This window comes from Frigoribacterium sp. CFBP 13729 (assembly GCF_014841875.1).
In the GTDB taxonomy this organism is placed as follows: Bacteria; Actinomycetota; Actinomycetes; order Actinomycetales; family Microbacteriaceae; genus Frigoribacterium.
In genome coordinates this window covers 1-12,532 of record NZ_JACYUR010000008.1, presented here as the reverse complement: position 1 = coordinate 12,532, position 12,532 = coordinate 1, and the positions used below count along the sequence as shown (strand labels likewise).

The window sequence follows — 12,532 nt, the reverse complement described above, 5'->3', positions numbered from 1 at the left end:
GTACGGGTGCGGTGCGGGTGCGGGTGCCGCCCTGGTGACGGGTCGGCGGAGGGTTCTCGGGTGGGGTGTCGGGGTCAGCGGGCCGGGGACTCCTCGATCACGGCGGCCGCGCCGGCGGGCACGGTGAACGAGCCGTCGGCGGGCTGGCCCGACACGAGGTCGATGCCGGTCGCCTCGACCTGCTGGTCGACGTCGCCGTGGTTGATCGCGAAGAGCCACGACCCGGTCGAGGAGGTGCGGCGCACCCTCTCGAGGCCGTCGTCGCCGGCCGCGGTGGGCGCGATCCCCTGCTCGGCGACGAGGTGGTAGACGAGGGCCGCGAGCGAGGCGTCGTCGAGGTGCGTGGTGAGGTAGAGCGCCGCTCCGCCGCTCGGGGCGTCGCGGCGGAAGGTCGCGGGGTGCCCCGCGAGCTGGCCGGTGACGTAGGTGCTCGTGACCGTGGCGGCCGCGCCGGCAGCGGCGTCGCCCCAGGCGCGGGGCTCGGCGAGCTCGCTCCAGACGCGGCCGCGGCGGCCGTCGGACAGCTCGACCTCGGCGCCCTGCAGCAGCGGGTAGAACTCCTCGGAGCGCACCCCGAGCAGCTCGCGGAGCACGCCGGGGTAGCCGCCCTCGACGACGCGGTTGTGCCGGTCGACGATGCCGGAGAACGGGGTGACGACGACGGTGCCGCCGCGGGCGACGACCTGCTCGAGGCCGGCCACCGCCTCCTCGGGGCACAGGTAGAGGGTCGCCACGACGACGAGGTCGTAGCCGGAGAGGTCGCTCGTCGGGGCGACCACGTCGACGGCCACGCCCTTGCGCGTGAGGGCGCGGTGGAAGGCGAGCGGCTGGTCGAGCGCCGTGACGTCGACGCTGGGGTTGTTCCCCGAGCGGAGCGCGTTCGGGCTGATCTCGTCGAAGAGGATCGCGACGCGGGCCTGCTCGACGGTCGACCCGCGCACGGCGCCGATGCGGCGCAGGGTCGCGCCGAGCGCCTCCACCTCGCGGTAGACGCGGCTGTCGGCGCCGGCGTGCGGCACGACGGACGAGTGGTGCTGCTCGCTGCCGGCGGTCGACTGGCGCCACTGGAAGAACAGGGCGCCGTCGGCACCACGGGCGACGTGCGCCAGGCTGTTGCGGGCCAGCTCGCCGGGCGACTTGGCGCGGTTGCGCGGCTGCCAGTTGACGGCCGAGGTCGAGTGCTCGATCAGCAGCCACGGCTCGCCCTGCGACATCCCGCGCGTGCGGTCGGCGCTGAAGGCCAGCTCGCCCCAGCGCTCCGGGTCGACGCCGATCGTGTAGTGGTCGTTGGCGACGAGGTCGACCTCGCGCGCCCAGCCGGCGTAGTCGTGCACGCCCGGGTGGTTCTGGATCATGAAGTTCGTCGTGATCGGCACGTCGGGCGTGACGCGGCGCAGCACCTCGCGCTCGGCGAGGTAGTGGCCGAGCAGGGCGTCGCTGCTGAAGCGCTCGAAGTCGAGCAGCAGGCCGGGGTTGTGGCTCGTGCCGGTGAAGCGGGGTGCCTCGACCTGGTCGAACGACGTGTAGCGGTGGCCCCAGAAGGCCGAGCCCCAGTGCGCATTCAGCGCCTCGACCGTGCCGTGCCGTGCCTCCAGCCAGGTCGCGAAGGCGGCCGAGGTCTCGTCGCTGAAGCAGTGCGAGTTCTCGTTGCCGAGCTCGTTGCTCACGTGCCAGAGGCGGAGGGCCGGGTGGTCGGCGTAGCGGGCCGCCATGGTCTCGACGAGCCGCAGCGCGTAGCGGCGGAACACCGGGGAGCTCGGCGACCAGCCGAGCCGGCCGCCCTGCGAGACGCGCACGCCGCGGTCGGTGACGAGGCCGATCTCGGGGTGAGCCCGGAACAGCCAGATCGGCGGCGCCGCGGTCGGCGTCGCGAGGTTGACGCCGATGCCGGCGTCGGCGAGGAGGTCCATCGCGCGGTCGAGCCAGCCGAAGTCGAACTCGCCGTCGGCGACCTCGAGCAGGCCCCACGAGAAGACGGCGAGGTTGATGCTGTTCACCCCGGCGCGGCGCATGAGGGCGACGTCGTCGGCCCAGAGCTCCTCGGGCCACTGCTCGGGCGACCAGTCGCCGCCGAGGGCGAGGCCGTCGGTGATCCAGGGGAAGGTGCGGGGCTCGGGCAGGTCGCGGGAGCGGGACGTCAGCGTCGACATCGGGGGCCTCTCGGTGGGGGTCGGTGTGGTGGGTGGCGGGTCGGGGGCGGTGCGGGCGGGTCGTCGTGGTCGCGGGCGGCCATGCGGCGTCGAAGCGCTTCGACGACGGGCCGTCGAGCGTCAGGTGCGTCGAGGAGTCAGGAGACGGTGACCTCCGCCGTCGAGCGGCCCGCGATCCAGGTCGGCGCGATCAGCTGCACCTGATCCGTCGACCGGCCGTCGAGCTGGGCCATGGTCAGCTCGACCGCGCGGCGGCCCGACTCCTCGGCGGGCAGCGGCACGACGTCGAGCGCCGGGACGAACTCGGCCGTGTCGAAGCTCGAGCAGGCCGAGACGACGGACACGTCGTCGGGCACGCGCAGGCCGCGTGCGGCGAGCGACCGGAGCACGGCGCGGTGGGCGCCCTCGTTGCAGTTCAGGACGAGCGCGGTCAGGTCGGGCAGCGCCTCCTGCAGCACCTCGACCGCGTCGCGCGGGTCGCCGGGCGCTGGCGCGTGGGCGACGGCGCCGCGCAGCCCGCGGGGGTCATCCTCGATCGCCGCGACGAAGGCGTCGCGGAACCGCGGCGCGAAGTTCGAGCCGTGCTCGTAGAGCGCCGCGGCGTGGCCGACCATGCCGATCGACCGGTGGCCCTGGTCGGCGAGGTGGCGGACCGACGTGCGCGCCGCCTCCTCGAAGTCGAAGTCGACGCAGACGAGGCCGGTCGTGTCGCGGGGCACGCCGACGACCGTCGCGGGCAGGTCGAGCTCGCGCAGCAGCGGGAGGCGGGCGTCGTCGGTGTCGACGTCCATCAGGACGACGCCGTCGACCAGCTGGCTCGACGCCACCCGGCGGAGGCCCTCGAGCGGGTCGGCCTCGGTCAGCAGCAGGATGTCGTAGTCGTGGCGCCGGGCCGCGGTCGCGATCGCGACGACGAACGACATGAACGCGGGCGGGTGCGTCTCGGCGTGCATCGGGGCGCTGAGGGCGAGGATGTTCGTCCGCGTGCCGGCCAGCATCCGGGCTCCGGCGTTGGCGCGGTAGCCGAGGTCGCGGACGGCGGCGTCGATCCGGAGGCGGGTGTCGGCCCGGATGGACCGCTTGCCGCTGAGCGCGTACGAGACGGTGCTGATCGAGACGCCGGCGGCCTTCGCCACGTCGTGGATCGTGGTCATCTCGGCCTCCTCGTCGAGTCGTCGTGCGTCTGGTCACGGCATCGTGGTGAAGCGCTTCGACTGCCCTGTCGGACCTGAGACTAAGTCACCGTGAACGTTCACGCAAGGGCCGCGCAGCCGCGCGGAGCGCCAGTGGGGCTAGAGGGGGACCGGGCCCTTGCCCCTGCGCCGCCTGTGTGAATACGATGAGCCGATCCGCCCCTGGCCCCCGTTCGCGGGGCCGGCGAGGGCGGTCCTGCCTCGAGACAGCACGCGGCCACGACGACGTGGCGGCGTGGACTGTCCCGCGTCAGTTCGTGATTACAAGGGAGTAATCGTGGCCGTCGGTCCTGTCCGCACTCGTTCACCTCGCACCGCCGGCTCGTCCTCGGGGCGCTCACCCGGCTCCCGGCACCACGCCCGCGGCCTGCTCGGCCCCGCCGCGCTGACCGCCGTCTCGGCCCTGCTGCTGAGCGGCCTGCCCGCCGTCGCCGCCGCGGCCGCGCCGATCGACCTCGCACGGTACGGCACGGTCGTCGCCTCGGCGTCGCAGTCCGACAAGGACGGCACCTTCCCGGCCGACGCCCTGATCGACGGCGACGCGACCACGCGCTGGGCGAGCGGCAACGGCCCCGACGAGGACGTCCCCTTCACCGCCTCCGTCACGGTCGACCTCGGCGGCGTCGCCCGCGTCGACTCGATCGGCATCGACTGGGAGGACTCGTACGCGTCGAGCTACCGGATCGAGACCACGCAGGGCGACCCTGCCCTCGAGGCGAGCTGGACCGTCGCGAAGACGGTCACGAGCGACGGCGAGCGGGACGAGGAGGCGGTCGGCACGCCCGACGCGCCCGTCGAGGCCCGCTACGTGCGGCTGAGCATGCTGCAGCGCGCGTCCGCGACCTGGGACCTGCCGCGCCAGCACTGGTACGGCTACTCGGCCTTCGGCCTGCAGGTCTTCGGAGAGTCGCAGACGCGCGCGGTCACCCTCGACCGGTCGACCGCGACGGTCGCCGCCGGGCAGCCGCTCGCCGTCGGGCTCAGCCTGACGGGCGCGAGCACCGAGCCGGTCACCGCGCGCGTCCGGTCGACCGACGGCACCGCCGTCGCCGGCACGGACTTCGAGGCGGTCGACCAGGAGGTGACCTTCGCACCCGGCGAGACCACCGCCTCCGTCGTGGTCACGACCCTGTCGACGGGCGGCCTCAGCCCGCGTCGCGCCTTCACGCTGACGCTGTCCGAGCCGAGCGACCCCGTGACGCTCGGGGCGCGGTCGACGCTGGCCGTCACCGTCACGCCGACCGGAGCGCTGCCGAACGTCGGCGCCACGACCGTGATCGACGACTTCGAGGGCGACGTGCCCGCCGGGTACTTCCCGTGGGGCGCCAACGCACCGGTGACGCCGACGCTCAGCACCGTCGCGGCCGATCGTGCGGGATCGTCGGGCGCAGGCGCGAAGGTCCTCAGCGCGGCCGTCGCGGGGCCCACCACGCAGGCGGACTGGTTCGGCTTCGCGCACGACACCGCGGCCACCGACTGGAGCGACCACGACGGCTTCTCGTTCTGGTTCAAGGGGAACGCCACCGGCCTGCCGCTGCGGTACGAGCTGAAGAACGGCAACGACGCCCTCTTCGAGCAGACCGTCATCGACGACAGCGCCGACTGGAAGGAGGTCAGCGTGCTGTTCGCCGACCTCCGCTCGAAGACGGCCCCGACCAGCGACGCCCGCTTCGACCCCTCCGCCTCGACCGGCTTCGCCGTGACGCTCACGGCCCTCGGCGCCGGCACCTGGCTGTTCGACGACGTCGCCGTGTTCGACCGCGCGACGATGATCGAGGACTTCGAGGGCGACGTGGACCTCACCACCGGGGCCGACCCCGTCGGCTTCTTCACGTGGGGCTCCCCCGCGCCGCTCGAGCCGACCATCAGCCGCGAGGTGACGACCCAGGAGCGCGGCGGCGTCGCCGACAACCACGTGCTGAGCGGCACGTACTCGATCCCCGAGGGCGGCTACGGCGGGCTCAGCCACGACCTGGCCGACGCGCAGGACTGGTCGAGCTACCAGGGCCTGCGGTTCTGGTGGTACGCCTCCCAGGCGAACAACCCCGCCTCGCCCACCGCCGGCGCCGACCTCAAGGTCGAGATCAAGGACGGCGACCCCGCGGGCGGCGGCGACACCGCCGAGACCAGCGAGCTCTGGGCCGCCACCTTCAAGGACAACTGGGGCAGCAGCACCAGCCGCTGGAAGCTCGTCGAGCTGCCCTTCTCGTCGTTCACGCCGTCGGGCTACCAGCCGGGTGACGACGCGACGAAGAACGGCACCCTCGACCTGACGAGCGCCTTCGGCTACTCGATCACCTTCGCCCCCGGCACCCCGGCGCCGGTCGGCTGGGCGATCGACGACACGCAGGTCTACGGGACGCCCGCGACCGCCGCCTCCGTGACCGTCGACTCGACGCAGGACGTGTGGCTCGTCGACGCGGGCGACACCGCGGAGGTGCCGCTCACCCTGTCGACCGCGGGCGACGAGCCCCTCGCCTCCGACGTCGTCGTCGACTGGGCGACCGCCGACGGCACCGCCGTCGAGGGCGTCGACTACGACGCGGCCTCGGGCACGGCGACGTTCCCGGCCGGCTCGCCCTCGGGGACCGTGCAGACGATCAGCGTGACGACCCGCGCCTCCTCGGGGCCGGCCGAGTCGAAGGAGCTGCAGCTCACGCTCGCGTCGACCACGGCCAAGGTCGGCGAGGGCCCGCGCATCGTGATCGGCGCGCACGACCTGCCCTACCTCGACGCGTCGCTGCCGACCGCCGAGCGCGTCGCCGACTTGCTCGGCCGGATGACCCTCGAGGAGAAGGTCGGCCAGATGGCCCAGGCCGAGCGCCTCGGGCTGTCGTCCCCGAGCGACATCAGCGGACGCGCCCTCGGCTCGCTGCTCAGCGGCGGAGGCTCGGTGCCCCAAGGCAACACTGCGGTCGCCTGGGCCGACATGGTCGACGGCTACCAGCGCGAGGCCCTCTCGACCCGCCTGCAGATCCCCATGATCTACGGCGTCGACGCCGTGCACGGCCACAGCAACGTGGTCGGGGCGACGATCTTCCCGCACAACACCGGCCTCGGCGCGACCCGCGACCCGGCGCTCGTCGAGCAGATCGCCCGCGTCACGGCGCAGGAGGTGCGCGCGACCGGCGTGCCGTGGACCTTCGCCCCCTGCCTCTGCGTCTCGCGCGACGAGCGCTGGGGCCGCAGCTACGAGTCGTTCGGCGAGGACCCGGACCTGGTCCGCACCTTCGCCGCCCCCTCGGTGATCGGCCTGCAGGGCGACGACCCGACCGACATCGGCGGCGCCGACGAGGTGCTGGCCACCGCCAAGCACTGGGCCGGCGACGGCGGCACCACGTACGACGAGTCCGTCGTCGGCACCGGCGCGTACCCGATCGACCAGGGCGTCACCGAGGCCGAGTCGCTCGAGGACTTCACCCGGCTGCACGTCGACCCGTACCTGCCTGCCCTCGAGGCCGGCGTCGGCACGATCATGCCGTCGTACTCGGCGGTCGACCTCGGCGACGGGCCCGTGCGGATGCACGAGAACGCCGCGCTCAACACCGATCTGCTCAAGGGCGACCTCGGGTTCCAGGGGTTCCTCATCAGCGACTGGGAGGGCATCGACAAGCTGCCGGGCGGCAGCTACGCCGACAAGGCCGTCCGCTCGGTGAACGCCGGGCTCGACATGGCGATGGCGCCCTACAACTACGGCGCCTTCATCGACAGCATCGTCGCGGCCGTCGGCACGGGCGCCGTGTCGCAGTCGCGGGTGGACGACGCCGTGCGGCGCATCCTCACGCAGAAGTTCGACCTGAACCTGTTCGAGCAGCCCTTCGCCGACCGCACCAACGTCGACGGCGTCGGCAGCGCCGCCAACCGCGCGGTGGCCCGCCAGGCCGCGGCCGAGTCGCAGGTGCTGCTGAAGAACGCAGGAGGCGCCCTGCCGCTGGCAGCGGACGCCGACCTCTACGTGGCCGGCTCCAGCGCCGACGACCTCGGTCGTCAGATGGGCGGCTGGACGATCAGCTGGCAGGGCGGGTCGGGCGACACGACGACCGGCACGAGCATCGCCGAGGGCATCCGCGAGGTCGCGCCCGGCGCGGCCGTCACGGTGAGCCCCGGCGCCACCGAGCCGATCCGCGCCGACCAGACCGGCGTCGTGGTCGTCGGCGAACGGCCCTACGCGGAGGGGCAGGGCGACGTCGGCAACAACGGCTCGAGCCTGTCGCTCACGCCGGCCGACCAGGCCGTCGTCGAGAAGGTCTGCGCCGCCACCTCGTCGTGCGTCGTGCTCGTCGTGTCGGGCCGCCCGCAGCTGCTCGGCGACGTCGTCGGGCTCGCCGACGCGGTGGTCGCGTCGTCGCTGCCGGGCTCCGAGGGCGCCGGCGTGGCCGACGTGCTCTTCGGCCGCCTGCCCTTCGCCGGGCGCCTGCCCGTCACCTGGGCCGCGAGCGCCGACCAGGTGCCGATCAACGTGGGCGACGCCGACTACTCGCCGCTGTACCCGTACGGCTGGGGCCTGCGCACCGACGGCGCGCGCGACCGGCTGGAGGCGCTCGTCGCGTCGCTGCCGGCGGGCGCGGCTCGCGACGGCGTGCAGGACGTGCTCGACGGCGACGTGTGGGGCGCGGACGGGACGGCGGCAGGCGGTGACGCCGACGCCGTCGCGCGCCTCCTGCGCTCGTTGCTCGCCGCGGTGGGCCCGTTCTCGGGGACCGACCTCGACGCGATGAGCGCGGCCGACGACCTCGTGTCGGTCGCCCGGGACCTCGCGCAGGACGCGATGGTCGACGGCACGGCCGCCGCCGGGCCGGCGGGTGTCGGCGCGGCGGCGCTGACCGCCGACGCGGAGAACGCGCTGCAGCGCGGGCTGCCCGACGTGGCGCTCGCACGCCTCGCGACCGTGCTGGGCGTCGACCTCGGCGTCGTCGAACCGGCCAAGACGGTCGTGCCGGGCACGCTCTCGCCGGCCACCGCACGTCCGGGCGACACGGTGTCGATCACCGCGACCGGGTTCGTCGCGGGCGAGGAGCTCGCCGGGACGGTGTTCTCGGAGCCGCAGTCGATCGGCGACACGACCGCGACCGTCGCCGGGGTGGGCGTGCTGCGGTTCGTCGTGCCGGCCGACCTCGAGCCGGGGGCGCACGTCGTCGAGCTCGAGGGTGCGGGGCAGCTCGCTCGGGCGACGCTGACGGTGCTCGCCGCGGCAGGGCCGGGCGACCCCGGCGACCCGGGCACGCCGGGCGGCGGCACGCCGGGTGCGGGCACGCCGGGCGGCGGCACGCCGGGTGCGGGCACGCCGGGCGGCGGCGCTCCGGGCTCAGGCACGCCGGGCGCGGGCGCAGGCGTCGGCGGCGGGTCGGGCGGCGCGGTGGCCGTGGCCGGCCGCGACGGCCTCGCGTTCACCGGCTCGGACGCCTGGGTCGGCATCGCCGGCGCGGCGCTCCTGCTGATCGCGGTCGGTGCGTGGCTCACGCTGCGCCGCCGCCGCCTCGGCGCCCTCGGCGACGAGTAGCCGGACGGGACGGCTCGGCTCGCTGCGTCTCCTCGAACCGCGTTCCGAACCATGAACCGCGTTTTGTCGCGGTTCATGGTTCGGTTCGCGGTTCATCGCCCACGGGACGACTGAGGGGGCGCGAGGGGCACGGGACCCGCGGGGCGCGGCGGGGCGGCGCGGAGCGCGCTACGCGGACTCTCGCAGCAGCAGCGTGCGCGAGACGCGGCGCCGGGGCGGCTCCGCGCCGGCGAGCATGTCGGCGACGACCTCGACCGCGACGCGCGCCAGCTCGGCCTTGTCGATCGAGAGCGTGGTCAGCTCCGGGGTGACGAGCGAGCCGAGGTCGAGCCCGTCCATGCCGACGACGGCGACGTCGTCCGGGACGACGACACCGAGCCGCGCGAGGCCCTTCAGCGCCCCGATCGCGAGCACGTCGTTGAAGGCGAGCAGGGCGTCGGCGTCCGGGTACGCCCGGAGCAGCTCCGCGACCGCCCGCACCCCGTCGGCGTGCGTCTGCTCGACCCGCACCTCGGAGGCGGGGCTCCACGCCAGGCCGTGCTCGGCGAGGTACTCGCGGTAGGCGAGGGCCCGCCCCGAGCCCTCGACGCCGGAGTCGATCATCGCGACCCGGCTGCGGCCCGCCGCCCTGAGGTGGTCGAGGGCGCTGCGCACGGCCGTCCGCGTCTCGATCTCGATGACGCCCTGCGCGCCTCCGTCGGGATCGGTGTCGACCTCGACCGTCGGGACTCCCGCGACCTGCTCGCGCAGGTCGCCGAGCGGCATGAGCGAGACGAGCACGTCGACGCGCGGCACCAGGGACGCGAGGCTCTCCCGAGCCACGGAGGCGTCGTGCCCGAGGTCGCACAGCAGCACTCCCCAGCCGCGTGCGGTCGCGGCCCGGCTGAACTCCGACGCGACCTCCGGGTAGTAGGGGTTGCGGAGGTCGTCGAGCACGAGCCCGACCGTCATCTGCCGGCCCCTCACCAGGCCCTGGGCCGCTCGGTTCGGCCGGTAGTTCAGGTCGCGGGCCGCCTGCACCACGCGCTCGCGCGTCGCCGCGCTGACGTCGGGCAGGCCGTTGAGCGAACGGGTCACGGTCTGGCGCGAGACACCGGCGACCCGGGCCACGTCGAGGATCGTGGCAGGGCGAGGGAGGCGGGGGTCGGCAGTCGTCACCCCCTGAGGTTACTGGTAGCGTCGTCGATGGCCGTGAACGTTCACGGTCGCTCGCTCGACTGCACGGCCCCGCGACCGCCCGCTCGCTCGCCGGGTGCTCGCCGACCCTGTGAAGGACACCGATGTCTCCCCTCCGCACTCCCGCCGACGCGACCGCCGCCTCCTCGGCCCGTGCCGCCTCCTCGGCCCCTGCCGCCTCCTCGACCGCTGCGTCCTCGGCCTCCGACCGCCTGGCCGAGCCGGGCGCCGCCGCCCGCTGGGCCGTGCTCGGCGCCGGCTCGATCGCCCGGAAGTTCGTCTCGCAGCTGCCCTCGTCGGGCGGGGTGCTCGCCGCGGTCGGCAGCACCGACGCGGGGCGCGCCGCCGAGCTCGCGGCCTTCGCTGTCGATCAGGGCGCGGCGCCCGCCGGCGAGGCGCCCCACGCGGACGGCGCCGCGGGCGCCCCCACCGCGCTCGTGCGCACCGGGACGTACGCCGAGGTCCTCGCCGACCCGACGATCGACGCCGTCTACGTGGCGACGGTGCACACCGCCCACGCCCGCCTCGTGCTCGACGCCGTCGCGGCCGGCAAGGCCGTCCTCTGCGAGAAGCCGCTGACGCCGAACGCGGGCACGACGATGGCCGTCGCCGACGAGGCCCGCCAGGCCGGGGCGACCCTCGTCGAGGCCGTCATGTACCGGTTCCACCCGCAGACGCGGGCGCTGCTCGAGCTCGTCCGCGAGGGGGCGATCGGCGAGCTCGTGCACGTCGACGCCGCGTTCTCGTTCGCCGCCTCCGAGCGCGCCGGCCGCCTCTTCGACGTCGACACGGCCGGCGGCGGGATCCTCGACGTCGGCGGCTACCCCGTCTCGCTGGCGCGCGCCGTCGTCGGGGCCGCTCGCGGGCGCGCGTTCGCCGAGCCCCTCGCCGTCACCGCCAAGGGCACGCTCGGCCCCACCGGCGTCGACGAGTGGACGCTGGCCCAGCTCGACTTCGGCGACGGCGTGACCGCCGCCGTCCGCTGCGGCGTGCGCGTTCACGACGCCAGCATCGCCACCGTCACGGGCTCGCTGGGCAGCATCGTGCTCACCGACCCGTGGTTCGGCGACGACGCGCAGCTGACCGTCCGCACCGTCGACGGCGAGACCCGCACCCTGTCGTTCCCCGGGGCACAGCCCTACGGCCTCGAGGCCGCCGCGACGATCGCCGCCCTGCGCGACGGCACCGGCGAGGCCGCCGAGATCAGCCTCGACGACAGCGTCGGCACCGCCCGCGTGCTCGACCAGTGGCGTGCCGCCATCGGCCTGCGCTACCCGTTCGAGCGCGAGGACGTCGACATCCCCACCGTCGCCGGTCGGCCGCTCGCCGTCTCCCCCGACGCACCGATGGTCTACGGCGAGATCGCCGGGGTGGGCAAGAAGGTGTCGCGGCTGGTCATGGGAGTCGACAACCAGCAGGACCTGGCGCACGCCTCCTCGATCTTCGACCACTTCGTCAGCCAGGGCGGCAACACGTTCGACACCGGCTGGCTCTACGGAGACGGCGAGATGGAGGCGCGGCTCGGCCGCTGGATCGCGAACCGCGGCATCCGCGACGACGTCGTCGTCATCACCAAGGGCGCGCACACCCCCTACTGCGACCCTGAGTCGCTGACCCGCCAGCTGCTCGAGAGCCTCGACCGCCAGGGCACCGACCACGCGGACATCTACATGATGCACAGGGACAACACCGACGTCCCCGTGGGCGAGTTCGTCGACGTGCTCGACGAGCACCGCCGGGCCGGGCGCATCCGCGTCTATGGCGGCTCGAACTGGACCCCCGCCCGCGTCGACGAAGCGAACGAGTGGGCCCGCGCCCACGGCCGCGCCGAGTTCTCGGTGCTGTCGAACCACTTCGGCCTGGCCGAGGCCTACGACGTGCCGTGGGCCGGGTGCGAGCACGTCACCGACCCGGAGTCGAAGCGGTGGCTCGAGCAGCGCCAGATCCCGCTGCTGCCGTGGTCGTCGCAGGCGCGGGGCTTCTTCACGGGCCGGGCCCGCCCCGACGACCTCACCGACGCTGAGCTCGTCCGCTGCTACTACAGCGACGACAACTTCGAGCGCCTGCGCCGTGCGGAACAGCTCGGAGCCGAGCACGGCGTCGCGGCGACGGCGATCGCCCTGGCGTACGTGCTGCACCAGCCGTTCCCGACGTTCCCGCTGTTCGGGCCCCGCACGATCTCGGAGGCCCGGTCGTCGATGCGCGGCCTCAGCGTCTCGCTCTCGGACGAGCAGGTCGCCTGGCTCGACCTGCGCTGACCCGGCTGCGTCTTTCCTCATTCAGGAACATGGGTCCTGAGTCGCGCAACTCAGGACCTATTCGTCCTGATCCGTGCACGACTCAGGACCCGTGCACGCTCGGTTCCTGAACGCTGATGCCGAGACCGTGAGCCGAGGAGGCGCCAGCCCGGTCGCGCAGATCTGCCCACCGCCCCCTCGAGGTCACGGTCAGGTAACGCACCAAACTCTTCCAGCGAGGGTGGCGAACCCCTGTCAACTCCCCACCGGGAACCA

Annotated in this window: 5 protein-coding genes; 2 read left to right on the top strand and 3 right to left on the bottom strand. The window is 74.2% G+C overall.

The genetic code is table 11. From position 1 onward, the window contains the following. Positions 1–74 precede the first annotated feature (74 nt). Together IFT77_RS15500 and IFT77_RS15495 are read right to left on the bottom strand one after the other, a co-directional pair. Positions 75–2,150 carry a beta-galactosidase gene (locus tag IFT77_RS15500; protein WP_192170545.1) on the bottom strand — a complete coding sequence of 692 codons (2,076 nt, stop codon included), beginning with the start codon at positions 2,148–2,150 and terminating at the stop codon, positions 75–77. Positions 2,151–2,287: 137 nt separating this feature from the next. After that, positions 2,288–3,304: a LacI family DNA-binding transcriptional regulator gene (locus IFT77_RS15495; protein ID WP_192170544.1), complete on the bottom strand. Its 1,017-nt coding sequence runs from the start codon at positions 3,302–3,304 to the stop codon at positions 2,288–2,290. Between the two features lie 316 nt (positions 3,305–3,620). Between IFT77_RS15495 and IFT77_RS15490 the strand changes: the two genes are divergently transcribed. Further along, the gene (locus IFT77_RS15490; RefSeq protein ID WP_192170543.1) at positions 3,621–8,843 is read left to right on the top strand and encodes a glycoside hydrolase family 3 N-terminal domain-containing protein; all 5,223 of its coding nucleotides are present in this window, start codon (positions 3,621–3,623) and stop codon (positions 8,841–8,843) included. Between the two features lie 168 nt (positions 8,844–9,011). Here IFT77_RS15490 and IFT77_RS15485 read toward each other — a convergent pair whose 3' ends face one another. Continuing rightward, positions 9,012–10,001 carry a LacI family DNA-binding transcriptional regulator gene (locus tag IFT77_RS15485; RefSeq protein WP_192043221.1) on the bottom strand — a complete coding sequence of 330 codons (990 nt, stop codon included), beginning with the start codon at positions 9,999–10,001 and terminating at the stop codon, positions 9,012–9,014. A 122-nt stretch (positions 10,002–10,123) separates the two neighbouring features. Here IFT77_RS15485 and IFT77_RS15480 point away from each other — a divergent pair, with 122 nt between their 5' ends. Continuing rightward, positions 10,124–12,277, top strand: coding sequence for an aldo/keto reductase (locus IFT77_RS15480; protein ID WP_192170542.1), 2,154 nt, complete (start codon positions 10,124–10,126; stop codon positions 12,275–12,277). Positions 12,278–12,532 lie beyond the last annotated feature (255 nt).